This window comes from Streptomyces sp. NPDC001204 (genome assembly GCF_053598035.1).
This window is the reverse complement of sequence record NZ_JBSFJL010000005.1, coordinates 128,891-152,512: the sequence shown is the minus strand read 5'-3', so window position 1 is coordinate 152,512 and position 23,622 is coordinate 128,891. Positions and strand designations below refer to the sequence as shown.

Sequence of the window (23,622 nt, the reverse complement as noted above, 5' to 3'; positions counted from 1 at the left end):
GAACGAGCGTCACACGAGCGTCAAGAACCTGAGGGGGTGCAGCCACGGCTCGCGCCGTCGTCGTCGGCCCCCAATGAAGCCGCAGGTCAGGTTCGTATGCCCGACCAGCCCAGCGCTTCACCTGTTGGACTGGCGGAAACAGGTGAAGCGGATGACGACCACCACAAAACCGCAGGTCAGCGGCTCTTTCCGGCAGGCTCCAGGATCGCCACGCACTCCACGTGATGCGTCATCGGAAACAGGTCGAACGCCCGCAGGGTCCGCACCCGGTAGCCGCCCTCGCGGAAGTACGCCAGGTCTCGGGCCAGGGCGGCCGGGTCGCAGGCCACGTAGGCAATGCGGCGGGCGGCGAGGGAGGTGAGGTGGGCGACCGTGGTGCGGCCGGCGCCCGCGCGGGGCGGGTCGAGGACGATCAGGTCGACCTCGGTGATGCCGGTGCGCGGGAGGACGGACTCGACCTTGCCCTGCTCGATGCGCACGCGCGGGAAGTCGGCGAGGTTGTGGCGGGCATCCTCCACCGCGCGCTTGCCGGACTCGATGCCGAGCACCGCTCCCTTGTCGCCGACGCGGTCGGCCAGGGCGCCGGCGAAGAGGCCGACGCCGCAGTACAGGTCGAGGGCCATGTCGCCCTTGCGGGGCAGGAGGCCCTGCATGACCGCCGTGACCAGGGTGTCCGCCGCCTTCGGGTGGACCTGCCAGAAGCCGCCCCCGCCCACGCGGTGGGTGCGGCCGTCGGCGCGTTCGCGGACGAACGGGCGGCCGTGCACGCGGTGGACGCCGCCGGTCTTCTCGTCGATCCGGAGGACGGAGACCGGCTTGTCCAGTTCCACCAGCGGCAGGCGGGCGCCCGGGCGCGGGGTCAGGATCACCTGGCGGTCCTGGGAGCCCGTGGCCGCGATCGCCTCGACGGACTCCATGCCGGTCCAGTCGCGCCGCTCGACGCCCAGTTCGCTCACTCCGGGAGCCGCGATCATGCAGTGGTCGACCGGCTCGACCTCGTGGGAGCGGTGGCGGCGCAGGCCGGCCTTCCCCGTGGCGGGGTCGACCGCGTACTGCACACGGGTGCGCCACTGCGGGACCTCGCCCGCGGGCAGCTTGTCGCCCTCGGCGGGCATCACCGTGCCGTCCCAGCCGGCCTCCTCGGGCGTGAGGCCCGCGAGCCGCTTCAGCTGCTCGGCGATCACCTCGCCCTTGAGCCGGCGCTGGGCTCCCGGCTTGGCGTGCTGCCAGTCGCAGCCGCCGCAGCGGCCGGGGCCGGCGTAGGGGCAGGGGGCCTCGACGCGGTCCTTGGAGGCGTCGATGATCCGTACCGCGTCCGCGCGCAGGAAGCGTGCGCCCTCCTCGCCCTCGGTCACCCGGGCCACGACCCGCTCGCCGGGCAGCGCGTGCCGTACGAACAGCACCTGGCCCTCGGCGGTACGGGCGATGCAGTGGCCGCCGTGGGCGACGGGGCCGATCTCGACCTCGTACTCCCGCCCCACCAGCGAGCCGTCAGGCTGCCGGCCCGCCCCCGAGCCGCCCGGCTCCGGTCCCACCTGCGAGTTCTTCGGTTCTGCCTGCATGGTGGGGTGACTCCAGATCGGGAAAGGCGTACGGCCGGACAACAGCCCACCAGTCTACGTGGGTGCCGTCCGGCCGTTCACCATCAGGTGCGGGGCAGGGCAGAAGCCCGTCAGCCCTTCGCGGCCGGCGACTCCTTCGGCTCCTTCGGGCGGTCCTGGGCCGGGCCGCGCCGCACCGCGCCGGGCGCGCTCCAGTCCTGGCGCCTGCGGGCACGCTGCTTGGCCGCCTCGGAGGACGCCAGCTGGTAGGGCACCGAGGTGACCATCACGCCCGGTGTGAACAGCAGCCGGCCCTTCAGGCGCAGCGCGCTCTGGTTGTGCAGCAGGTGCTCGTACCAGTGACCGACGACGTACTCGGGGATGATCACCGAGACGGCGTCGCGCGGGGACTCCTTGCGCAGGCTCTTCACGTACTCGATGACCGGGCGGGTGACCTCGCGGTAGGGCGAGTCGAGCACCTTCAGGGGTACGTCGATGCCGCGCCGCTCCCACTCCTCGCGCAGCGCCCGGGTCTCGGCCGGGTCCACGTTGACGGTGAGCCCCTCCAGGGTGTCCGAGCGCATCAGCTTGGCGTAGGCCAGGGCGCGCAGGGTGGGACGGTGGATCTTGGAGATGAGGACCACGGAGTGGACGCGGGAGGGCCGGACGGTGTCGTCGCCCGGACCGTCGGGGGCCGTGAGCTCCTCGGCGACCCGGTCGTAGTGCTTGCGGATCGCGGTCATCGTCGCGAAGAAGATGCACATGCCGAGCAGGGCCACCCAGGCGCCGTGGGTGAACTTGGTGACGAGGACGACGACCAGCACCGTGCTGGTGAGGAAGGCCCCGAAGGTGTTGATGGCGCGGGAGCGGATCATGTGGCTGCGCTTCGCCGGGTCCCGCTCGGTGGCCAGGTGGCGGTTCCAGTGCTTGACCATGCCGACCTGGCTGAGGGTGAAGGACACGAACACGCCGACGATGTAGAGCTGGATCAGCCGGGTGGAGTCGGCGCCGTAGACGACGGTCAGCAGGGCGGCGGCGCCCGCGAGCAGCACGATGCCGTTGGAGAAGGCGAGCCGGTCGCCGCGGGTGTGCAGCTGGCGGGGCAGGAAGCGGTCCTGGGCGAGGATCGAGCCGAGCACCGGGAAGCCGTTGTAGGCGGTGTTGGCGGCCAGGAAGAGGACCAGCGCCGTCGCCGCGGCCAGGACGAGGAACAGGAAGCTGCCCTTGCCGAAGACGGCCTCGGCGACCTGGGAGATCACCGGGTTCTGCACATAGTCCGGGCCGACCGGGACGCCGCCCCGCAGGAGGTTGGCGGCCGGGTTGTCGGACATGCGGACGCCGGTCGTCATGGCCAGCGTGATGATGCCGCAGAACATCGTCACGGCCAGCAGGCCGATCATCGCCAGCGTGCTCGCCGCGTTCCTGGACTTCGGCTTGCGGAAGGCGGGGACGCCGTTGGAGATCGCCTCGACGCCGGTGAGCGCGGCGCAGCCGGAGGAGAAGGCCCGCAGCAGCAGGAAGACGAGGGCGAATCCGGCGAGTCCCTGGTGTTCGGCCTTGACGTGGAAGTCGGCGGTCGGCGCCCGCATGGTGTCGCCGAGGACGAGCCCGCGGACGGCGCCCCACACGATCATGATGAAGACGCCGGAGACGAACACGTACGTGGGGATGGCGAAGAGCGTGCCCGACTCCTTCACCCCGCGCAGGTTCATCAGCGTCAGCAGCACGATCACGACGACCGCGCACAGCACCTTGTGCTGGACGACGAAGGGGACGGCGGAGCCGAGGTTCTCGATGCCGGAGGAGATGGAGACGGCGACGGTCAGGACGTAGTCGACCAGCAGCGCGCTGGCGACGGTCAGGCCGGCCTTGGAACCGAGGTTGGTGGTCGCCACCTCGTAGTCGCCGCCGCCGCTCGGGTAGGCGTGCACGTTCTGCCGGTAGGAGGCGACCACGGTCAGCATCAGCACGGCGACCGCGACCGCGATCCAGGGGCTGAAGTGGTACGCCGACACTCCCGCGACGGACAGGACCAGCAGGACCTCGCCGGGCGCGTACGCGACGGAGGACAGCGAGTCGGAGGCGAAGACGGGTAGGGCGATGCGCTTCGGCAGGAGCGTCTCGCTCAGCCGGTCACTGCGCAGTGCGCGCCCGATCAGAATACGTTTGGGCACGTCGGTCAGTTTGGACACAACAGAGGATCGTAGGCCTTTACCCCCCGGGTCGTGCACCTGCCGTCCCGGATCTGCCTCACGGGTGAATTCCGGCACCCGGGACCCTGCGGATTCCGCAGGTGGGGTGAGCGCCGTGCCTAGATGTGCGGACCCCGCTTCCCGCCGACCCCCCGGAGGCCCCATGTCCTCGACCTCGGAGCTGATCGGTGCCGCCGCCGCGTTGCCCGGCCTCGGATTCCTGACCCTGCGCAGCGTGCGCAGCATCACTCGGCGCCGGCCCTTCGCGGCCGGGTGAGACGCCGCCCACGGCGGAGGCGTTAAGGATGCGGTAGGAGGGTGCCCGCCCCGAACCGGGCATGTGTAGCTTGTCCCTCTGTCTGAGACCCTGATGGGACTGAGCAGTCGCTATTGACATCGGAAGGACGGTCGTGCACATCGTCATCATGGGCTGCGGGAGAGTGGGTTCCGCTCTCGCCCAGACCCTGGAGCAACAGGGGCACACGGTCGCCGTGATCGACCAGGACCCCACCGCCTTCCGCCGGCTGGGCCCCGGGTTCGGTGGCCGCCGGGTCACCGGGATCGGCTTCGACCAGGACACCCTGCGCGAGGCGGGCATCGAGGAGGCCGGTGCCTTCGCGGCCGTCTCCAGCGGCGACAACTCGAACATCATCTCCGCGCGGGTGGCCCGCGAGATGTTCGGCGTGCAGAACGTCGCGGCCCGTATCTACGACCCTCGCCGCGCCGAGGTGTACCAGCGCCTGGGCATCCCGACCGTGGCCACGGTCCGCTGGACGGCCGACCAGATGCTCCGCCGGCTGCTGCCCTCGGGCGCCGAGCCGCTGTGGCGCGACCCCACCGGCGGCGTCCAGCTCGCCGAGGTGCACGCCTCCCCGAAGTGGGTGGGCCACAAGATCAGCACGCTCCAGGAGGAGACGGGCGTCCGGGTGGCGTTCCTGACCCGCCTCGGCGAGGCGATCCTGCCGAGCTCGCAGACGGTGCTCCAGGAGGGCGACCTGGTGCACGTGATGATGCGGACGGACGACGTGGAGAAGGTCGAGGCGGCGTTCGCCGAGGGCCCGGAAGAGGAGAGCGGTCACTGATGAGGGTCGCCATTGCCGGTGCCGGCGCGGTCGGTCGCTCGATCGCGGGCGAGCTGCTGGAGAACGGCCACGAGGTCCTTCTCATCGACAAGGCGCCGACCGCCATCTCGGTCGAGCGCGTGCCGCAGGCCGAGTGGCTGCTGGCCGACGCCTGCGAGATCACCTCGCTGGACGAGGCGGCGCTTCAGCGCTGCAACGTGGTGATCGCCGCGACGGGCGACGACAAGGTGAACCTGGTCGTCTCCCTGCTGGCGAGGACGGAGTACGGCGTGCCGCGGGTGGTGGCCCGCGTGAACAACCCGAAGAACGAGTGGCTGTTCAACGAGTCCTGGGGCGTGGACGTGGCGGTGTCCACCCCGCGTCTGATGTCCGCGCTGGTCGAGGAGGCGGTGAGCGTCGGCGACCTGGTCCGGCTGCTGCGCTTCAGCCACGGCGACGCCAACCTCGTGGAGCTGACCCTGCCGGAGGAGTCGGCGCTGGCCGGCACCCAGGTCGGGGACGTGGAGTGGCCCGAGGACACCTCGCTGGTCACCATCATCCGCGGCACCCGGGTGCTCACGCCGTCCCGGGAGGACTCCCTGGAGCCGGGTGACGAGCTGCTGTTCGTGGCCGCTCAGGCCCGTGAGGAGCAGTTGGAGGACCTGCTGTCGGTCCGCCGGGAACGCTGACGCCCGGTACGAACGGCGTGGGGCGCCCGGTAAGCGTACCGACGCCCGCATACGGGCGAGGGGCGCCCGGAGATCCGGGCGCCCCTCGCCGTTCGTACGGGCGTTGCTCAGGTCTGGCGGCGGTGCTCAGCTCTGGCGGCGGTGACGGCCGGCGGCCGGTGCCTCGCCGGGCTCCTCCTGTTCCAGGGCCGCCTTGCGCTCCTCCTCAGCCTTCTCCTCCGCCTCCATCTCCGCGAACACGTCGATGGGCGCGGGCGCCTTCGCCAGGAAGACCCAGGTCAGCCAGACCGCCAGCAGGAACGGCGGGATCTTGAGCGTGATCAGGACCCAGCCGAACTTCGTGGTGTCGGCCCACCAGTACAGCGGGAAGAGGATCGCGCACTTGGCGAGCAGGATCAGGCCCCAGGCCCAGCTCGCCTTGGCGTAGGCCTTCTTGCGGCCCGGGTTGCGGGTGCGCCAGGAGAGGTTCTCCTTGAAGACCGGTCCGAGCATCAGGCCGATCAGCGGGACCCCGGCCAGCGTGGTCACGATGTACGCCACGGCCAGGCCCAGCGTGTAGAGCATGCCCGGCAGGTAGAAGTCCTTGGCGTTGCCGGTCATCATCGCGAAGACGACACCGAAGGCGACGCCGAAGACACCGCTGAAGGCGTGCTTGACGGTGTCCCGCATCGCGAGCCGGACCACGACCAGCAGCAGCGACACGACCAGCGCGGCGATCGCCGACCAGTGCAGGTCCTTGTTGATCGTGAAGATGGTGACGAAGAGCAGGCCGGGCAGCACCGTCTCGACCATGCCCCGCACCCCGCCGAACGCCTCGAACAGCGCGGCCTCCGTCACCGCCCGGGCATCGTCTTCGGCAGTCGTGTTCTGGGTCGGCTTGTCGAGTGACGTCACCGGCTACTCCCGTCCGAGGGGTCGCAGTTCGTACTTGGGGTTGAACAGCACCCGGCGGCCCCGGCTCATCGAGATCCGGCCCGATGCGATCAGCCTGCGCCCCGGTTCTATACCGACGATGGAGCGCCTGCCGAGCCACACCACGTCCAGGGCGGCCGTGCCGTCGAACAACTCGGCCTCCAGGGCCGGGACTCCGGCACGTGGACGCAGGGTGACCGTGCGCAAGGTACCAGTAACCGTGACGATCTGCCGGTCGGTGCAGTCGCCGATCCGCGTACAGCCGGCGGTCTCGGCGTCCTCCCGCAGTTCCTCGGACTCCAGGTCCTCCTGCGACGAGGAGAGCCGGTCGAGCATGCGCCGGAACCGGCCCGCCGGCTTTTCGGAACGAGGAACAGCACTCATGTCTGAAGCGTACCGGGGCACCCCGAGGGCGACGTAACCGCTCACTTCTCGAAGCGGTAGCCCATCCCCGGCTCCGTGACGAAGTGCTTGGGGTGCGAGGGGTCGGCCTCCAGTTTCCTGCGCAGCTGTGCCATGTACACGCGCAGATAGTTCGTCTCCGTGCCGTACGACGGCCCCCACACCTCCTGGAGGAGCTGCTTCTGGCTGACGAGCCGGCCGGTGTTGCGCACCAGCACCTCCAGCAGATGCCATTCGGTCGGGGTGAGCCGCACGTCCTTGCCGCCCCGGTTGACCTTCTTCGCGGCCAGGTCGACGGTGAAGTCCTCGGTCTCCACCAGCACGCCGTCCTCGCCGTTCCCCACGGGCTCGGCGCGGCGGACGGCGGCCCGCAGCCGGGCCAGCAGCTCGTCCATGCCGAAGGGCTTGGTGACGTAGTCGTCGGCGCCCGCGTCCAGCGCCTGGACCTTCTCGTCGGAGGAGTGGCGGGCGGACAGCACCAGGATCGGCACCCGGGTCCAGCCGCGCAGGCCCCTGATCACCTCGACGCCGTCCATGTCGGGCAGGCCGAGGTCGAGGACGACCACGTCGGGGTGGCGGGAGGCGGCGAGGTCGAGGGCGCTCCGGCCGTCGGAGGCGGCGTCGACCTCGTACTTGCGTGCCTTGAGGTTGATCACGAGGGCGCGCACGATCTGCGGCTCGTCGTCGACCACCAGCACCCGCGTCATGTGGTTTGCCTTTCTGGTTCGGCGAGTCGTGCGGGGACGCGAAGGCTCTTCGCGGCCCGCAGGGTGAGGACCATCGTCAGACCGCCGCCGGGTGTGTCCTCGGCGTTGAGCGTGCCGCCCATGGCCTCGGCGAAGCCGCGCGCCACGGCGAGGCCGAGGCCGACGCCGGCTCCGCGCGGGGCGTCGCCGTGCCGCTGGAACGGCTCGAAGATCCGCTCCTTGGCCTCGTCCGGGACGCCCGGTCCTCGGTCGACGACCCGGACCTCGACCCGGTCGGCCATGGCGCTGGCGGACACCAGCACCGGCTCGTCCGGCGGACTGTACTTCACGGCGTTCTCCACCAGGTTGGCGACCGCGCGCTCCAGCAGCCCGGGGTCGACGGCGACCATCGGCAGGGACTCCGGGATGTCCAGGTGCGCGCTGCCCTCGGGCACCCCGCCCAGCGCCATCGGCACCACCTCGTCGAGGTCGATCTCGCGGATCAGCGGGGTGACCGTGCCGGTCTGGAGGCGGGACATGTCCAGCAGGTTGCCCACGAGGTGGTCGAGCCGGTCGGCGCCCTCCTCGATGCCCTGGAGCAGTTCCGCGCGGTCCTCCTCGGACCACTCGACGTCCTCGGACCTGAGCGAGGAGACGGCGGCCTTGATCCCGGCGAGCGGCGTGCGCAGATCGTGGCTGACGGCGGCGAGCAGGGCGGTGCGGATGCGGTTGCCCTCCGCGAGGGCGCGCGCCTGGTCGGCCTCCTCCTGGAGGCGCCGGCGCTCCAGGACGACGGCGGCCTGGGCGGCGAAGGCGGCCAGCACCCGGCGGTCGGAGGCGGGCAGCACCCGTCCGGTCAGCGCCAGCGCCATGTGGTCGCCGACGGGCATGTCCACGTCGGCGTCCTCCGGGCGCTGGAGCGGTCCGCCCGTGCCCACGCGGCCGGCGCAGGTCCAGGGGTCCACGTCGCTCTGCCGTTCGAGCAGCGCCACCGACTCCATGCCGAAGGTCTCGCGGACCCGCTCCAGGAGCGCTTCCAGGCTGGTCTCGCCGCGCAGCACGCTGCCCGCGAGGAACGACAGTATCTCCGCCTCGGCGCGCAGCCGGGCGGCCTGGTGGGTGCGGCGGGCCGCGAGGTCCACCACGGAGGCCACGGACACGGCGACCCCGACGAAGATCGCGATGGCGACGATGTTCTTGGGGTCGGCGATGGTCAGCCAGTGCAGGGGCGGGGTGTAGTAGTAGTTCAGCAGAAACGATCCGACGGCTGCCGAGGCGAGCGCCGGCAGCAGCCCGCCCAGCAGGGCGGCGGCCACCGTCAGGGCCAGGAACAGCAGCATGTCGTTGGCCAGGCCGATGTCCCCGGTGTTCAGCAGCAGCGCGAGGACCACCGGTCCGGCGACCGCGACCGTCCAGCCCCAGACGATCCGGGCGCGGCCGAGCCGGGCACCGCGGGCCACCGGCAGCCCCCGCCCCTTGGCGACCTGTCCGTGGGTGACGATGTGCACGTCGAGGTCGGGGCCCGACTCGCGGGCCACCGTGGCGCCCACGCCCGGTCCGAACACGTACTGCCAGGTCTTGCGGCGCGAGGAGCCCAGCACGATCTGGGTGGCGTTGACCCCACGGGCGAAGTCGAGCAGCGCGGCCGGTATGTCGTCGCCGACGACGTGGTGGAAGGTGCCGCCCAGGTCCTCCACGAGGGTGCGCTGGACGGTCAGTTCCTTCGGGGAGGCGGAGGTCAGTCCGTCGCTGCGGGCGATGTAGACGGCCATGACCTCCCCTCCGGCGCCCTTCTCGGCCAGCCGGGCCGCCCGGCGGATCAGCGTGCGCCCCTCGGGGCCGCCGGTCAGGCCGACCACGATCCGCTCGCGCGAGCCCCAGATCCTGGAGACCTGGTGCTCGCTGCGGTAGCGCTGGAGGTACTCGTCGACCCGGTCGGCCACCCACAGCAGGGCGAGTTCGCGCAGCGCGGTGAGGTTGCCGGGCCGGAAGTAGTTGGACAGGGCGGCGTCGACCTTCTCCGGCTTGTAGATGTTGCCGTGCGCCATCCGGCGGCGCAGGGCCTCCGGCGACATGTCGACCAGCTCGATCTGGTCGGCCCGCCGCACCACCTCGTCCGGGACGGTCTCGCGCTGCCGTATGCCCGTGATCGACTCGACGACGTCGCCGAGGGACTCCAGGTGCTGGATGTTGACCGTGGAGATGACGTCGACGCCTGCCGCGAGCAGTTCCTCCACGTCCTGCCAGCGCTTGGCGTTGCGGGAGCCGGGGATGTTGGTGTGGGCGAGCTCGTCCACCAGGGCGACGGCCGGGGCGCGGCGCAGCGCGGCGTCGACGTCCATCTCGGTGAAGGTGGTCCCGCGGTACTCCAGTTCCTTGCGGGGGACCTGCTCCAGGCCGTGCAGCATCACCTCGGTGCGCGTCCGGTCGTGGTGCTCGACGAACGCCACGACGCAGTCGGTGCCCCGCTCCACCCGGCGGTGTGCCTCGGACAGCATCGCGTACGTCTTGCCGACGCCCGGTGCCGCACCGAGGTAGATCCGTAGCTTGCCGCGTCCCATGGCCCCATTGTCTTCCCGTCACGGCTGTGCATGCCGTGTGTGTGCCGCGTCGACCCTACGGCCGATATTCGCGACATAAGGGGTCGCGCGGGGGCGGATGGCCGTCTTTGACGCAACCCTGACGTGCACGGCGTCACGGCTTACGACGTGAGGGCGCCACAGCGTCACGGCGCGAGGCGCCGCGTCACGGCGTCACCGCGCGACGTCACGACGTCACGGCGTCACGACGACGCGACGTCACGACGACACGACGCGACAGTGAGACGGCGCCAGGGCGTCACGATTCGACGATCTTGCCGTCGCGCAGCTCCAGAACCCGGTCGGCGAGGTCCAGGAGGGTCGCGTCGTGGGTGGCGACCAGTGCGGTGACCCGCTCGCTGCGGACGACCGCGCGCAGCAGTTCCATCACGGCGTGGCCGGTCTCCGCGTCGAGCTGGCCGGTCGGCTCGTCGGCTATCAGGAGCGCCGGCTCGTTGGCGAGGGCGCGGGCGATGGCCACGCGCTGCTGCTGGCCGCCGGAGAGCTCACCGGGCCGCTGCCGGGCGTGGTCGGCGAGGCCGACCAGGGACAGCAGCAGCTCGACGCGCTCCTCCCGGGCGCGCGGATCGGCGCGGCGCAGCCGCATCGGCACGCCGACGTTCTCCGCGGCGGTGAGGATCGGGATGAGCCCGAAGGACTGGAAGACGAACCCGATGCGGTCCCGGCGCAGGGCGAGGAGGCCGTCCTCGCCGAGTTCGGACAGTTCGCGGCCTTCGACGTGGACCCGTCCCCGGTCCGGCTCGTCGAGCCCGCCGACGATGTTGAGCAGCGTGGTCTTGCCGGAGCCGGAGCGGCCCTTGAGGGCGACCAGTTCGCCCCGCGGCACCTCGAAGGAGACTCCGCGCAGGGCGTGCACGGCTGCCGCCCCCTGTCCGTACGACTTGTGGACGTCCTCGACGCGCACCATGGTCTCGGTGATCACCTGGCTCATGTGCCCTCCCCGTTCCCGTCCCCCGTGGACCGGGCGCCAGTATCACCAGCCGCGCCCGTACCTTCAAGATCCGAACACCATTCAAACGCACGGATGTCCGCAAAGGTTTCCGGCCGGGACCGCCGGGAAGCCCGCGCACAACGGAGGGCCGCACCCCGGAGGGTACGGCCCTGAGCCCTGTCGGTGACCGTTCTCAGCGGACCTCGGTGATCTCCGGTCCGCGCTGGAGCTGGCCCATCCCGCCGGAGAAGCGGGACTGGCCCTCGTCCTGCTGGACGCCCTCGGGCACCATCTGCGCGTCGTTCGGCAGCTTCAGGACGATCGGGTCGCGGGGCGCCATCGGGCCCTCGCCGCGAACCACGACCGTGTCCCGGAAGATCTGCTCGAGCACTCCGGCCGCCTGCGGCTGCACCGCGCCCTGCCCGGAGATCACCCCGCGCAGGAACCAGCGCGGACCGTCCACGCCGACGAACCGCACGACCTGGTAACCGCCCGTGCCGTCCGGCAGCTGCACCGGGACCTGCGCGCGCAGCTCCCAGCCCAGCGGCCCCTCGACCTCGTCGACGATGCCGCCCTGCTGGGTGATGCCGCTGCCGATCTCCTCGCGCACCTCGCCCCAGATGCCCTCGCGCTTGGGCGCGGCGAAGGCCTGCAACTGGATGGCGCTGTCGTGCAGGACGACGGTCGCCGCGACGATCGCGTCGCCCGCGACCTCGACCCGCAGCTCCATGCCCTCGACGCCGGGCACGAACATGCCGCCGAGGTCCACACGGCCCTCGGCCGGCTCGCGCACCTCGGAGCCGTCCCAGGGCCCGTCGGGCCGCGGTCCGGGCTCGAGCCTCACACGCTCGCGCTCGCCCTCCACGTCTACGTCCGCCTCGGTGTCGACGCTGTCGACGACCTGCTCGGCCTCGCCGGCCGCGTCCTCGGCGGCACCCTTCTTCTTGCGACGTCCGAACACGTCACTGTCCTTCCCGGTCGGATACGACCGAAGCGTATCGATTCCCACCCGCCGGTCCACCCACGGCGGACCGGCCGTTCGTGCCGCTCGCGCCGTCCACGGCGGCGTGGCCGCCGGTGGACCCGAAGCCCCCCTCGGCCCGCGCCGAGCCGGGAAGTTCCGCCACCTCCTGGAAGCGGACCCTCTCGACCTGCTGGACGACCAGTTGGGCAATCCGGTCGAAGCGCTCGAACCGCACGGACTCGCGCGGGTCGAGATTCACCACGATCACCTTGATCTCCCCACGGTACCCGGCATCAACCGTCCCCGGGGCATTCACGAGGGCGACACCGCAGCGGGCGGCGAGTCCGGATCGCGGGTGCACGAAGGCCGCGTACCCCTCCGGGAGCGCGACAGACACACCCGTGGGCAGTAGGGCGCGCTCCCCCGGCGCCAGTTCGCACGCCACGGTGGTGCGCAGATCGGCGCCCGCGTCACCGGGGTGCGCGTACGCCGGAAGCGGTACGTCGGCGTCGACACGCCGGATCAGGACGTTCAGGGGCTCACGGCTCACGGGTTCACCTCGAAGGCGCGGACGCGACGGACCTGGTCCGGGTCGTTCATGGCGGCCTGGATCTCCCGGTCGCGGCCGTGATCGACGAAGTGGTCGACCTTGACTTCGACGAAAAGGGCCTCGGCGCGGACGGCGACCGGCCCGTCGGGGCCGCCGACGCGTCCGGTGGCCCTGGAGTAGATCTTCCGTCCGGCCACCGCGGTGACCTCGGCCTCCAGGTGCAGGGTGGTGCCGACCGGCACCGGGCGCACGTAGTCCGTCTCCAGCCGCCCGGTCACGGCGATCGTCCGCAGCAGCCAGTTCAGCGAGCCGAGGGTCTCGTCGAGGGCGGTCGCGAGGACCCCGCCGTGGGCGAGGCCGGGCGCGCCCTGGTGGGAGGGCTGCACGGTGAACTCGGCGGTGATGCGGACACCCTCGCCGGCCCGCGCCTGGAGGTGCAGTCCGTGCGGCTGCTCCCCGCCGCAGCCGAAACACGCCGCGTAGTGCGAGCCGAGGAGTTCGCCGGGCGCGGGGGCGTCGGGGTGCCGGACCGGATCAACGGCGTCGGGCGGGGGCTGAAGAGCTGCGGAACTACCACTCACAGGCGCAGACCTTACCCGCGCGTCGGCGTGCGCCCGACACCGTGCCAAGCTGGGTTCATGCAGCTTTCCGCCCAGCCGTACGAAGAACGCCTCACCGCGCCCCGTTCCTGGTGGCTGATCAGCCTTCTGATGGGCATCTCCTGCGCCCTGATCCTGCTCCCCTTCGGCACCCTGCCGATGCTGGGCGGCCTGGTCGGCGGCACCGCGGCGGCGGCGGTCGTGGTGAGCTCCTACGGCTCGCCGCGCATCCGGGTCGTGGGCGGTCTGCTGATCGCGGGCGAGGCGAAGATCCCGGTCACGGCGCTCGGCGAGGCGGAGGTGCTGGACGCGGAGGAGGCGCGCGCCTGGCGCACCCACAAGGCCGACACCCGCGCCTTCCTGCTGCTGCGCGCCTACGTTCCCGGGGCGCTGCGGGTCATGGTCACCGACCCCGAGGACCCCACGCCCTACCTGTACCTGTCGACGCGGGAGCCGGAGCGGCTGGCCCAGGCGCTGAGCGCGGCCCGGGCGGCCGTGGAGCCCGAGGCCGCGTAGCCGGGGGCCGCACGGCCCCGTACGGGTGTTCCCGGGCGGGGCTCGTCAGCTCCCGGGGTCCCCGGAGCCTCCAGTGGTGTCGGGGCCTTCAACCCCGTCGGAGCCGTCGCCGGCGTCCTGGAGCGGCAGTGGACGCCCGGGCTTCTCCAGGGGCGGCAGCGGGGGCAGTTCGTCCCACGGGACCTGGATCTTGCGCAGGTCGGAGCGGATGCGGGCGGCGAGCCTTCTGGTCTCGCGCCGGTTCATGACGGCACCGGCCGCGGCGCCCACCATGAAGGGCGTCAGCTTGGGCAGGCCCCGCGCCGTCCGCTTCATGATCTGCCGGCGCAGCTGGCGCCTCATCCTGCCCCCGAGGGCGATGTCGATCGTCGACGGATTCCGCACGTCGATCCGGCGCTCGTGCGACCAGACGTTCAGATACGCGGTACTGCGGGCCTTCAGACTTCCGGGGGGCCGCACCCCGTACACCTCGTGGAGTTCCGCGATCAGCTTGAGTTCGATCGCCGCGACTCCGGTGACCTCCGCGGCCAGCTGGGTCGGCATCGCGGGCGGTACCGGCAGCATCGCCGCGGCCCCGACGCCCGCTCCGACCGTGGAGGAGGCGCCCGCCGCACCCGCCACCAGCTTGTCCGCGAGCTGTTCGGGCCCGAGGCCCGGGAACTGCCGGCGCAGCGTGGTGAGGTCCCGTACGGGGATCCGCGGGGCCATGTCGATGACGCGGTCGGTGAGGTACGAGAGGGCCGCCCTGGCGTGGCCTCCGCTCACGCGGGCGCCGTCTCTGGCCGCCTGCCCGGCCTTCCGGGCCCGGTGCCGGATCGCCGCGGCCTGCCGCCGGGCCACGGGCGCGGATCCACCCGCCGGGACGGCGGGGTCACCGCGCCCGGAGACCGATGCGAGCACGGGCGATCCCGCCGATCCGTTCGGGTCGGATGTACGGGATGGCCCTCGCTCGTCGTCACGCGCGCCGTGGGAGCCGTCGGACGGCCCCGAGTCCGCTCCCCCGCTGGGGGTGCGGCGCTTCCAAGGAGGGGTCGAGCCAGTCACGGCCGACCCTGCCTCAGTCGCAGTCGCGGCAGATCGGCTGACCGTTCTTCTCGCGGGCCAGCTGGCTGCGGTGGTGCACCAGGAAGCAGCTCATGCAGGTGAACTCGTCCTGCTGCTTGGGCAGCACCCGGACGGCCAGTTCCTCGTTCGAGAGGTCCGCGCCGGGCAGCTCCAGGCCTTCGGCGGCCTCGAACTCGTCGACGTCCACGGAGGAGGTCGACTTGTCATTCCGCCTGGCCTTCAGCTCTTCCAGGCTGTCCGAGTCGACGTCGTCGTCGGTCTTGCGTGGGGTGTCGTAATCGGTTGCCATGTCGCTCTCCCCCTCTGGGTGTATGCGGTGTCTCCAGCGCACGTAACGCGTGAGAGGCCGGACTTGTGCCCGACCTGAGGCGGAGATTTTGCCTCACATCAAGGTCTGTTACTCAATCGACACCCAACCGCACTCCTCAAGAGTGATCGGCTTGGATGGCGATCGGGACCGTACACGGTCCGGATGCCCCGCTCCAAAGCGGTCTCACCGTGTACTTCCCGTGATCATGCCCCCTGAAAACCGGGATTTTTCCGGCATTTACAAGGCTCGCGTGGCCACGGAGAGTAGATGGCTGGAAAACCGCCCATGTGATCGATCACACACGGTGAGGCCGGGAACGGCCCCGGGAATTTCCGCGCAAAGCGAACATCCCCGCGTGTCGGCGCAATGATCTCAGATCGGCAGGGCCACCCGCATCACGAGCCCACCCCCCTCACGCGGCTGGGCCGAAATGTGCCCGCCGTGCGCCCTCGCCACGGAGCGGGCGATGGACAGGCCCAGGCCGACGCCCTTGTCACTGCCGGTGCGCTCGGTGCGCAGCCGTCTGAACGGCTCGAAGAGGTTGTCGATCTCGTACGCCGGGACGACCGGTCCGGTGTTCGCGACGACGAGGATCGCCTGACCGTGCTGGACGTCCGTGACGACCTCCACCCATCCCTCCTCGGCCACGTTGTACCGCACCGCGTTCTGCACCAGGTTCAGGGCGATCCGCTCCAGCAGCACCCCGTTGCCCTGGACGACCGCCGGCTTGCGCTCACCGCGGATCTCGACCCCCTTGGCCTCCGCCTCCCCGTGCACCTGGTCGATGGCCTGCGAGGCGACCTCGGCGAGGTCCACCGGCTTGCGCTCGACGATCTGGTTGTCGCTTCGGGCGAGCAGCAGCAGGCCCTCGACGAGCTGTTCGCTGCGCTCGTTGGTGGCCAGCAGGGTCTTGCCGAGCTGCTGGAGCTCCATCGGCGCGTGCGGGTCGGAGAGCTGCACCTCCAAAAGCGTGCGGTTGATCGCGAGCGGTGTGCGCAGCTCGTGCGAGGCGTTGCCGACGAAGCGCTGCTGGGCGGTGAAGGCCCGCTGCAGCCGCTCCAGCATGTCGTCGAAGGTGTCCGCGAGCTCCTTCAGCTCGTCGTCCGGGCCGTCCAGCTCGATCCGCCGGGACAGGTCGGAGCCGGCCACGGCGCGGGCGGTGCGGGTGATCCGGCCGAGCGGGGACAGCACGCGGCCGGCCATCGCGTAGCCGAACGCGAAGGCGATCACGGCGAGGCCGAGCAGGGCGAGGAGCGAGCGGCTGAGCAGGCTGTCCAGGGCGGCCTGGCGCTGGTGGTCGATGCAGGCGCTGATCGCGGCGTTGAACTCCGACAGCGACAGGTTGCCGTTGTCGACGCCCGGACAGTCGGTGCTGGTGACCCTCAGGGCGTTGAAGTCGACGATCTTGAACAGCGGTTGGTTGCCGGTGCGCAGGGCCTGTGCGGCGAGCAGGTAGATGATCGACAGCAGCAGGATGCCGGCGATCAGGAACATGCCGCCGTACAGCAGCGTCAGCCGTATCCGGATGGTCGGGCGCAGCCACGGGAAGGCCGGCTCCGGCCTTCTGGGGTCCCAGGTGGGTTTCGGGGGCGCCTGGGGCGGCGCCGGGGTCGCGGCCACGGCGGATCAGATCCGGTAGCCGGAGCCGGGCACGGTGACGATCACCGGGGGCTCACCGAGCTTGCGCCGCAGGGTCATCACCGTGACGCGCACGACGTTGGTGAACGGGTCGGTGTTCTCGTCCCAGGCCTTCTCCAGCAGCTGCTCCGCGGAGACCACGGCGCCCTCGCTGCGCATGAGGACCTCCAGGACCGCGAACTCCTTCGGCGCCAGCTGGACCTCCCTGCCGTCGCGGAAGACCTCGCGGCGGTTGGGGTCGAGCTTGATCCCGGCGCGCTCCAGGACGGGCGGCAGGGGCACGCTGGTACGCCGGCCCAGGGCTCGCACGCGTGCCGTCAGCTCGCTGAACGCGAAGGGCTTGGGCAGGTAGTCGTCGGCGCCGATCTCCAGGCCCTCGACACGGTCGCTGACGTCGCCGGAGGCGGTGAGCATCAGGACGCGCGTGGGCATGCCCAGCTCGACGATCTTGCGGCAGACGTCGTCGCCGTGCACCAGCGGGAGGTCCCGGTCGAGGACGACCACGTCGTAGTCGTTGACTCCGATGCGCTCCAGGGCGGCCGCGCCGTCGTACACGACGTCGACGGCCATGGCCTCCCGGCGCAGTCCGGTGGCCACCGCATCGGCGAGCAGCTGCTCGTCCTCGACGACGAGTACGCGCACGTCTTGTCCTTCCTGTGTCCACCCGCGTAGCGCCGCTCGGGGCGCACGCCGGCAGGGGTCTTCGTGAGTGTGTGCTTCCATCCTGCCCTTTTCGGCCGTAAGTCGGCGGTAAGCCGTGGAAGCGGCCGGTGGACGAGAGGCGAGCGGCGGGCGAAGGGGGCGCGAATCCCGAATTTTCTTGTCCGGTCGAGGTTTCCGCCGCGAGGAGTCGGGGGAGGACGGGTTTACACCCCGCGATCACGCTCTGCATGTGCCGCAGCACCATGCGGTACTCCGCGATCCGCTTCCGCAGAGTGGGTGTGGGTGTCCAGCGCCGTCGCCGCCCGGTCGGGCAGCGCCGGGCACCTGCTGAGACGTGATCGCCCCTTCCGAACGGCACACCCCCGTGCCACCGACCCACCGACCCAGGACGAGGGGGCGCAAGCATGGACGCATTCACCGCAGGACTTCTGCAGCGCATAAAGGCGACCGAGTCCGACCTGACGCGGGCTCGTGACGAGGGCGACGACTTCCTCGTCGAGGTCGAGCTGGCCGAACTCGACGACCTGCGCCGCCTCGCCGCCGAACACGGTGTGGAGGTCGGCGTGTCCGGCGTCTGACCAGCCTGCACGCGCGAAGCGGGACCCCGGCGAATCCAGCGCCGGGGTCCCGCTGTGCGTTGTGCTCCCGCCCTGCCCTCAGTCGTGCCAGGCGCCGTACTCCTCCAGGAGGCTCTGGAGGGGCTCGAAGACGCCCGGGGTGGCCGCGACCGTCAGCTCGCGGGACGGACGCTCTCCCGGGCGGCCACCCGTCACGACGCCCGACTCTCTGGCGATCAGGTCGCCGGCGGCGAAGTCCCACGCGTTCAGTCCGCGCTCGTAGTAGCCGTCCAGGCGGCCCATCGCCACGTCGCACAGGTCCACCGCGGCCGAGCCGCTGCGGCGGATGTCGCGCAGCAGCGGGATCAGCCGGCGGGCCACGTCGGCCTGGTGGGCGCGGACCTCGGCGACGTAGTTGAAGCCGGTGGCGACCAGGGCCTGGTCCAGGGGCGGCGCGGCGCGGCCGGCCAGCTTGCGCTCGCCGGCCCAGGCTCCGGTGGCCCAGGCCCCGCGGCCGCGCACGGCGTGGAACGCCTCGCCGCGCATCGGGACGGCCACCACCCCGACGACGGCCTCGCCGTCCACCTCGGCCGCGATGGAGACGGCCCAGGTCGGCAGTCCGTACAGGTAGTTCACGGTGCCGTCGAGCGGGTCGATCACCCACCGGACGCCGCTCGTGCCCTCGACGGAGGCGCCCTCCTCGCCGAGGAAGCCGTCGTCGGGACGCCGGTCGGCGATCAGGCCGGTGATCAGCTTCTCGGCGGCGATGTCCATCTCGGTGACGACGTCGATCGGGCTGGACTTGGTGGCGGCCACCGCCAGGTCCGCCGGGCGGCCGTCCCGCAGCAGCTCTCCGGCGCGTGCGGCCGCCTGACGGGCGAGTTGCAGCAGTTCCGCGGGCAGGGTGTCGGTCACGGGGATCCTCACGCGTAGGGGCTGTCGGCGCCCGCGGCGGCGGGCCGGGGTGTGCGGGCCGGGCAGCAGCCCACCGGACACAGATTGTGGTCCGCGCCGAGCGAGCCCGGGGCGCACGGCGTGACCTGCTGTCCGCGCTCGGTGGCGGCACGCTCCACGATCAGGTCGCGGACGGCGGCGGCGAACCGCGGGTCGGCGCCGACGGTGGCGGAGCGGCCCACCGGAAGGCCCAGTTCCGCGGCCTTGGCCGTGGCCTCGGTGTCGAGGTCGTACAGGACCTCCATGTGGTCGGAGACGAAGCCGATGGGCGCCATGACGACGGCCGGGGCCCCCGCGGCGTGCCGCTCCTCGAGGTGGTCGCAGATGTCGGGCTCCAGCCACGGGATGTGCGGGGCACCGGAGCGCGACTGGTAGACGAGCTGCCAGGGGTGGTCGTTGCCGGTGCGCTCGCGGACGGCGTCGGCGATCAGCCGCGCCACGTCCAGGTGCTGGCGGACGTACGCCCCGCCGTCCCCGTGGCCGGGGACCGGGCCGGAGGTGTCCGCGGCGGAGATCGGGATCGAGTGGGTGCAGAAGGCGATGTGCGCGCCGTCGCGGACGTCCTCGGGGAGGCCGGCGAGCGACTCCAGCACTCCGTCGATCATGGGCTGGAGGAAGCCGGGGTGGTTGAAGTAGTGCCGCAGCTTGTCGACCTTCGGCAGGTCCAGGCCCTCGGCCTCGAGGGCGGCGAGCGAGTCCGCGAGGTTCTCGCGGTACTGGCGGCAGCCGGAGTACGAGGCGTAGGCGCTGGTGGCCAGGACCAGGATGCGGCGGCGGCCGTCGCGGACCATCTCCCGCAGGGTGTCCGTCAGGTACGGGGCCCAGTTGCGGTTGCCCCAGTGGACCGGCAGGTCGAGGCCGTGGTCGGCGAAGTCCTTGCGCAGGGCGTCGAGCAGGGCGCGGTTCTGGTCGTTGATCGGGCTGACCCCGCCGAACAGGAAGTAGTGTTCGCCCACTTCCTTCAGGCGCTCGGTGGGGATGCCGCGCCCGCGCGTCACGTTCTCCAGGAACGGGATCACGTCGTCCGGGCCCTCGGGGCCGCCGAACGAGAGCAGGAGCAGGGCGTCGTACGGGGTGGCGTCGAGCACGTCAGGCATGCCTCGATCCTGCCACCCCGCCACCACGGGCGGGATCCCGGCCCATTGGGGGAAGGTGCGCGGGAGCCCGTAGGGGGGTGGTGCGCCGGAGTCGCCCGGTCCGTAAGCTGTATCAGCTTCCTTCACGCCTTACCGGATCCGCGGAGTCCCTGTGCCCAGCCCGTACCGTGCCCTGTTCGCCGCTCCAGGCTCCAAGGGTTTCTCCGCCGCGGGGTTCCTCGGCCGGATGCCCCTGTCGATGATGGGCATCGGCGTGGTCACGATGATCTCGCAGCTGACCGGGCGCTACGGGCTCGCGGGCGCGCTGTCGGCCACCATCGCGCTGGCCGCCGCGGTCCTCGGCCCGCAGATCTCCCGGCTGGTCGACCGGCACGGGCAGCGCCGGGTGCTGCGTCCCGCGACGCTCGTCGCGCTGACCGCCTCGGCGGTCCTGCTGTTCGCGGCGCACTTCCGGTGGCCGGACTGGGTGCTGTTCGTCTGCGCCGCCGGGATCGGCTCCGTGCCCAGTCTGGGCGCCATGGTCCGCGCGCGCTGGGCGGCCCTGTACCGGGGGACGCCGCAACTGCACACCGCCTACTCGTTCGAGTCGGTGATGGACGAGGCGTGCTTCATCTTCGGGCCGATCGTCTCCATCGGGCTGTCCACGGCCTGGTTCCCGGAGGCGGGGCCGCTGCTGGCCGCCTGCTTCCTGGCGGTGGGCGTGTTCTGGCTGACCGCGCAGCGCGCCACCGAGCCCGCGCCGCACCCGCGCGAGCACCACGGCGGCGGTTCGGCCCTGCGTGCGCGCGGGCTCCAGGTGCTGGTGTCGACCTTCGTGGCGACCGGGACGATCTTCGGGGCGGTCGACGTGGTCACCGTCGCCTTCGCCGACCAGCAGGGACACAAGGGCGCCGCGAGCGTCGTGCTCGCCGTGTACGCGGCGGGCTCCTGCACCGCGGGCGTCGTGTTCGGCCTGCTGCGCTTCGCGGGACCGCCCGCCCGGCGCTGGCTGCTGGGCATCTGTGCGATGGCCGTGAGTATGATCCCCCTCCTACTGGTCGGAAACTTGCCGTTCCTGGCCGTGGCGCTGTTCGTTGCGGGCCTGTCCGTCGCTCCCACGATGATCACGACGATGGCCCTCGTCGAAGAGCACGTACCACGCTCGCACCTGACCGAGGGCATGACCTGGGTGAGCACCGGGCTCGCGGTCGGGGTGGCACTGGGCTCCTCCGTGGCCGGCTGGGTGATCGACACGGCCGGGGCGCGAGCCGGGTACGGGGTTCCGGCGGTGTCCGGGGCCGTCGCGGTCGCGGTCGGTTTCCTCGGGTACCGCCGGCTCAGCAGGCCGGCTCCGCGGCGGGGAGGCTTCGTTGAGCAGCACGACGAGCGCGAAGAACGGCACGTGGCGTAACTGGGGCGGCAATGTCGGCGCGCGCCCCGCGCGGGAGGTCACGCCGGCGACGGTGGAGGACGTCGCCGCCGCCGTGCGGAGGGCCGCCGAGGACGGGCTGAGGGTGAAGGCGGTCGGCACCGGTCACTCCTTCACGAGCATCGCCGCGACGGACGGCGTCATGATCCGCCCCCAGCTGCTGACCGGCATACGCGGGATCGACCGCGAGGCCATGACGGTGACCGTCGAGGCCGGCACTCCGCTCAAGCGGCTCAACGCCGCTCTCGCGCGCGAGGGCCTCTCGCTCACCAACATGGGCGACATCATGGAGCAGACGGTGTCCGGGGCGACCAGCACCGGCACCCACGGCACGGGCCGCGAATCGGCCTCGATCGCCGCCCAGATCAGGGGACTGGAGCTGGTCACGGCGGACGGCTCGGTACTCACCTGCTCCGCGAAGGAGAATCCGGACGTCTTCGCGGCCGCCCGCGTCGGCCTGGGCGCGCTGGGGATCGTCACGGCCATCACCTTCGCGGTGGAGCCGATCTTCCTGCTCACGGCCCGCGAGGAACCGATGAGCCTGGACCGGGTGCTCGCGGAGTTCGACCGGCTCTGGGCGGAGAACGAGCACTTCGAGTTCTACTGGTTCCCGCACACCGGCAGCACCAACACCAAGCGCAACAACCGCAGCGCCGGACCGGAGCAGCCGGTGGGGCGGCTGTCCGGCTGGTTCGAGGACGAGTTCCTCTCCAACGGCGTCTTCCAGGTGGCCAACTGGGTCGGCCGCGCGGTGCCTGCCACCATCCCGTCGATCGCCGGGATCTCCAGCCGCGCGCTGTCCGCGCGGACGTACACCGACATCCCCTACAAGGTCTTCACCTCGCCGCGCCGGGTGCGCTTCGTGGAGATGGAGTACGCCGTGCCGCGCGAGGCCCTGGCCGACGCCCTGCGCGAGCTGAAGGCGATGGTCGACCGCTCCGGACTGCGGGTGAGCTTCCCCGTGGAGGTGCGCACCGCGCCCGCCGACGACATCACCCTGTCCACCGCCTCGGGCCGGGACAGCGCGTACATCGCGGTCCACATGTTCCGGGGCACCCCCTACCAGCGGTACTTCACGGCCGCGGAGAACATCTTCACCGCGTACGAGGGCCGGCCGCACTGGGGCAAGATCCACACCAGCGACGCCGGACGGCTCGCCGCGGTCTACCCGCGCTTCGGGGAATTCACGGCGCTGCGGGACCGGCTGGATCCCCAGCGGCTGTTCCAGAACGACTACTTGCGGAGGGTGCTGGGGCCGTAGCGCTCGCGCCGGGTGCCGGGGCGGTGGTGCCGGCGTCGGACGGTCTGCCCGGCCCGGTACCGTCGGTGGCCGCGCTCCCGGTGTCCCCCGTGCCGCCGCCGCTCCCGCTGTTCCCCGTGACCTCGGGGGTGGGAGCCGGGCTCACCTCGGTGCCCCGGTCGGGGCGGCCGGAGGCGGCATCGCCCGGCGGTGTCCCGTCCCCGGTCCCCGGCGTCCCCGTGGGCGAGGAGGTGGGAGCCGGCGCGTCGGGCGTCACGGACGGGGTGCGGTGGCCGGTCACGGCGTAGCCGACCGTCGTGCCCCTGCCGCCGCTGAAACTGTCGCCCGACACCAGCTCGTAGGCGGTGATTCCGGCCATGGTGACCCCGAAGACCAGGGCGGCCGCGAGCACGGGTCGCTTCCAGCTCTTGATCCGGGCCCGGTAGACGGTCCCCTCGGTGAACTCGCCCACCGGCGGCGGGATCCGCCCGGCGGGGACGGTCGCCGGGGCCGGTACCGGTCCCGGGGAGGCGGCCACTCCGCGCAACTGCTCGCCGGTACGCCGGAAGAAGTGCTGGAAGACCGAGCCGCCGCAGGTGGCCAGGACGCTGACGACACCGGCCCCGAGGATCGTGCCGTAGACGCCGAAGTACGACGCGAGCTTCGCGGCCACCACCGCCGCCACGGCGCTGCCCGCGACCTGAGCGACGCTCAACTCGATCCGTCTCCTCGTCGCCTCCTCCCCGGCACTCTGCTCACCACCGCCATCGAACCTTTCACGCATTACCGGACCTTGCCTGCCTCTGTCGGACACAGCCGCATCTTCCGTATGTGATCGGCCGACTGCACGAGAAAGGGACGTACGGACGAAACCGTTAGTTCCGTTTGCGGTGAATAAGTGAAGTTCGCCACGGGCATGATCGAAAAAGGGGTCGAGGGCGGTCGAGTACCGCCTCCGGCGAGAAGTTGGGCGGCGCGCCAATCCACGCACGTGGCCCGAATGGAGTACCGTAATGAGCCCTGGGCCCGGCCTCCCTTCGGGGTGTC

Annotated in this window: 23 protein-coding genes; 6 read left to right on the top strand and 17 right to left on the bottom strand. The window is 71.6% G+C overall.

Annotated features, from left to right (window positions below; genetic code table 11):
- Positions 1–176: 176 nt before the first annotated feature.
- Together ACWC91_RS09470 and ACWC91_RS09465 are read right to left on the bottom strand one after the other, a co-directional pair.
- Entirely contained in the window at positions 177–1,562 is a 1,386-nt protein-coding gene (locus tag ACWC91_RS09470) for a class I SAM-dependent RNA methyltransferase (RefSeq protein WP_376502323.1), read from the bottom strand.
- Between the two features lie 110 nt (positions 1,563–1,672).
- On the bottom strand, positions 1,673–3,733 hold the full coding sequence (locus ACWC91_RS09465) for an APC family permease (RefSeq protein ID WP_225075867.1): 2,061 nt from the start codon (positions 3,731–3,733) through the stop codon (positions 1,673–1,675).
- A 410-nt stretch (positions 3,734–4,143) separates the two neighbouring features.
- On the opposite strand from ACWC91_RS09465, the gene ACWC91_RS09460 reads away from it, so the two are divergent.
- Both ACWC91_RS09460 and ACWC91_RS09455 read left to right on the top strand, forming a co-directional pair.
- Positions 4,144–4,815: a potassium channel family protein gene (locus ACWC91_RS09460; protein WP_225075868.1), complete on the top strand. Its 672-nt coding sequence runs from the start codon at positions 4,144–4,146 to the stop codon at positions 4,813–4,815.
- Positions 4,815–5,483, top strand: coding sequence for a potassium channel family protein (locus tag ACWC91_RS09455; RefSeq protein ID WP_141357530.1), 669 nt, complete (start codon positions 4,815–4,817; stop codon positions 5,481–5,483). Before ACWC91_RS09460 ends, ACWC91_RS09455 begins: the two co-directional genes overlap by 1 nt.
- 126 nt (positions 5,484–5,609) lie before the next feature.
- Here ACWC91_RS09455 and ACWC91_RS09450 read toward each other — a convergent pair whose 3' ends face one another.
- The 8 genes from ACWC91_RS09450 to ACWC91_RS09415 all read right to left on the bottom strand — a co-directional run bounded on the left by ACWC91_RS09450 (position 5,610) and on the right by ACWC91_RS09415 (position 13,109).
- A complete protein-coding gene (locus tag ACWC91_RS09450; RefSeq protein WP_225075869.1) occupies positions 5,610–6,377 on the bottom strand; it encodes a DUF3159 domain-containing protein in 768 nt (255 codons plus the stop codon).
- 3 nt (positions 6,378–6,380) lie between these two features.
- The gene (locus tag ACWC91_RS09445; RefSeq protein ID WP_141357534.1) at positions 6,381–6,779 is read right to left on the bottom strand and encodes an OB-fold nucleic acid binding domain-containing protein; all 399 of its coding nucleotides are present in this window, start codon (positions 6,777–6,779) and stop codon (positions 6,381–6,383) included.
- A 41-nt stretch (positions 6,780–6,820) separates the two neighbouring features.
- A complete protein-coding gene (locus ACWC91_RS09440) occupies positions 6,821–7,504 on the bottom strand; it encodes a response regulator (protein WP_225075870.1) in 684 nt (227 codons plus the stop codon).
- Positions 7,501–10,044, bottom strand: coding sequence for an ATP-binding protein (locus ACWC91_RS09435; protein ID WP_450640141.1), 2,544 nt, complete (start codon positions 10,042–10,044; stop codon positions 7,501–7,503). The genes ACWC91_RS09440 and ACWC91_RS09435 overlap by 4 nt, the downstream gene beginning before the upstream one ends.
- A 277-nt stretch (positions 10,045–10,321) precedes the next feature.
- Positions 10,322–11,014, bottom strand: a complete 693-nt coding sequence (locus ACWC91_RS09430) for an ABC transporter ATP-binding protein (RefSeq protein WP_225075872.1) — start codon at positions 11,012–11,014, stop codon at positions 10,322–10,324.
- A gap of 193 nt (positions 11,015–11,207) precedes the next feature.
- Positions 11,208–11,975 (bottom strand): DUF3710 domain-containing protein, encoded by a 768-nt coding sequence (locus tag ACWC91_RS09425; RefSeq protein WP_225075873.1) that lies wholly within the window; start codon positions 11,973–11,975, stop codon positions 11,208–11,210.
- Position 11,976: 1 nt separating this feature from the next.
- Positions 11,977–12,528 (bottom strand): dUTP diphosphatase, encoded by a 552-nt coding sequence (gene dut / locus ACWC91_RS09420; protein WP_225075874.1) that lies wholly within the window; start codon positions 12,526–12,528, stop codon positions 11,977–11,979.
- Complete coding sequence (locus tag ACWC91_RS09415) at positions 12,525–13,109, bottom strand: PaaI family thioesterase (RefSeq protein WP_225075875.1); 585 nt, start codon at positions 13,107–13,109, stop codon at positions 12,525–12,527. Before ACWC91_RS09415 ends, dut begins: the two co-directional genes overlap by 4 nt.
- A gap of 57 nt (positions 13,110–13,166) precedes the next feature.
- Here ACWC91_RS09415 and ACWC91_RS09410 point away from each other — a divergent pair, with 57 nt between their 5' ends.
- On the top strand, positions 13,167–13,643 hold the full coding sequence (locus tag ACWC91_RS09410) for a DUF3093 domain-containing protein (protein ID WP_376502329.1): 477 nt from the start codon (positions 13,167–13,169) through the stop codon (positions 13,641–13,643).
- A 45-nt stretch (positions 13,644–13,688) separates the two neighbouring features.
- Here ACWC91_RS09410 and ACWC91_RS09405 read toward each other — a convergent pair whose 3' ends face one another.
- The 4 genes from ACWC91_RS09405 to ACWC91_RS09390 all read right to left on the bottom strand — a co-directional run bounded on the left by ACWC91_RS09405 (position 13,689) and on the right by ACWC91_RS09390 (position 17,298).
- Positions 13,689–14,687, bottom strand: coding sequence for a hypothetical protein (locus tag ACWC91_RS09405; RefSeq protein ID WP_450640144.1), 999 nt, complete (start codon positions 14,685–14,687; stop codon positions 13,689–13,691).
- 13 nt (positions 14,688–14,700) lie between these two features.
- Entirely contained in the window at positions 14,701–14,997 is a 297-nt protein-coding gene (locus tag ACWC91_RS09400) for a DUF4193 domain-containing protein (RefSeq protein WP_003997302.1), read from the bottom strand.
- Positions 14,998–15,390: 393 nt separating this feature from the next.
- On the bottom strand, positions 15,391–16,638 hold the full coding sequence (locus tag ACWC91_RS09395) for a sensor histidine kinase (protein ID WP_388478441.1): 1,248 nt from the start codon (positions 16,636–16,638) through the stop codon (positions 15,391–15,393).
- 6 nt (positions 16,639–16,644) lie between these two features.
- Entirely contained in the window at positions 16,645–17,298 is a 654-nt protein-coding gene (locus ACWC91_RS09390) for a response regulator transcription factor (RefSeq protein WP_028424348.1), read from the bottom strand.
- 425 nt (positions 17,299–17,723) lie between these two features.
- Between ACWC91_RS09390 and ACWC91_RS09385 the strand changes: the two genes are divergently transcribed.
- A complete protein-coding gene (locus tag ACWC91_RS09385; RefSeq protein ID WP_019981855.1) occupies positions 17,724–17,897 on the top strand; it encodes a hypothetical protein in 174 nt (57 codons plus the stop codon).
- 78 nt (positions 17,898–17,975) lie between these two features.
- Here ACWC91_RS09385 and ACWC91_RS09380 read toward each other — a convergent pair whose 3' ends face one another.
- Positions 17,976–18,791: an inositol monophosphatase family protein gene (locus ACWC91_RS09380; protein WP_225075879.1), complete on the bottom strand. Its 816-nt coding sequence runs from the start codon at positions 18,789–18,791 to the stop codon at positions 17,976–17,978.
- A gap of 8 nt (positions 18,792–18,799) precedes the next feature.
- Positions 18,800–19,927, bottom strand: a complete 1,128-nt coding sequence (locus ACWC91_RS09375; RefSeq protein WP_450640147.1) for a ferrochelatase — start codon at positions 19,925–19,927, stop codon at positions 18,800–18,802.
- A 151-nt stretch (positions 19,928–20,078) separates the two neighbouring features.
- Here ACWC91_RS09375 and ACWC91_RS09370 point away from each other — a divergent pair, with 151 nt between their 5' ends.
- Together ACWC91_RS09370 and ACWC91_RS09365 are read left to right on the top strand one after the other, a co-directional pair.
- Entirely contained in the window at positions 20,079–21,317 is a 1,239-nt protein-coding gene (locus ACWC91_RS09370) for an MFS transporter (protein WP_450640149.1), read from the top strand.
- The gene (locus ACWC91_RS09365; protein WP_376502338.1) at positions 21,277–22,596 is read left to right on the top strand and encodes a D-arabinono-1,4-lactone oxidase; all 1,320 of its coding nucleotides are present in this window, start codon (positions 21,277–21,279) and stop codon (positions 22,594–22,596) included. Before ACWC91_RS09370 ends, ACWC91_RS09365 begins: the two co-directional genes overlap by 41 nt.
- On the opposite strand, the gene ACWC91_RS09360 is transcribed toward ACWC91_RS09365, so the two are convergent.
- Positions 22,520–23,359, bottom strand: a complete 840-nt coding sequence (locus tag ACWC91_RS09360; protein ID WP_450640150.1) for a hypothetical protein — start codon at positions 23,357–23,359, stop codon at positions 22,520–22,522. The genes ACWC91_RS09365 and ACWC91_RS09360 overlap by 77 nt on opposite strands.
- Positions 23,360–23,622 lie beyond the last annotated feature (263 nt).

What these genes read in the sequence shown, in the direction of transcription:
- ACWC91_RS09470 (WP_376502323.1), bottom strand. Translation starts at nt 1,562, where the DNA reads ATGCAGGCAGAACCGAAGAACTCGCAGGTGGGACCGGAGCCGGGCGGC.
- ACWC91_RS09455 (WP_141357530.1), top strand. Translation starts at nt 4,815, where the DNA reads ATGAGGGTCGCCATTGCCGGTGCCGGCGCGGTCGGTCGCTCGATCGCG.
- ACWC91_RS09445 (WP_141357534.1), bottom strand. Translation starts at nt 6,779, where the DNA reads ATGAGTGCTGTTCCTCGTTCCGAAAAGCCGGCGGGCCGGTTCCGGCGC.
- ACWC91_RS09440 (WP_225075870.1), bottom strand. Translation starts at nt 7,504, where the DNA reads ATGACGCGGGTGCTGGTGGTCGACGACGAGCCGCAGATCGTGCGCGCC.
- ACWC91_RS09435 (WP_450640141.1), bottom strand. Translation starts at nt 10,044, where the DNA reads ATGGGACGCGGCAAGCTACGGATCTACCTCGGTGCGGCACCGGGCGTC.
- ACWC91_RS09430 (WP_225075872.1), bottom strand. Translation starts at nt 11,014, where the DNA reads ATGAGCCAGGTGATCACCGAGACCATGGTGCGCGTCGAGGACGTCCAC.
- ACWC91_RS09410 (WP_376502329.1), top strand. Translation starts at nt 13,167, where the DNA reads ATGCAGCTTTCCGCCCAGCCGTACGAAGAACGCCTCACCGCGCCCCGT.
- ACWC91_RS09400 (WP_003997302.1), bottom strand. Translation starts at nt 14,997, where the DNA reads ATGGCAACCGATTACGACACCCCACGCAAGACCGACGACGACGTCGAC.
- ACWC91_RS09385 (WP_019981855.1), top strand. Translation starts at nt 17,724, where the DNA reads ATGGACGCATTCACCGCAGGACTTCTGCAGCGCATAAAGGCGACCGAG.
- ACWC91_RS09375 (WP_450640147.1), bottom strand. Translation starts at nt 19,927, where the DNA reads ATGCCTGACGTGCTCGACGCCACCCCGTACGACGCCCTGCTCCTGCTC.
- ACWC91_RS09360 (WP_450640150.1), bottom strand. Translation starts at nt 23,359, where the DNA reads ATGCGTGAAAGGTTCGATGGCGGTGGTGAGCAGAGTGCCGGGGAGGAG.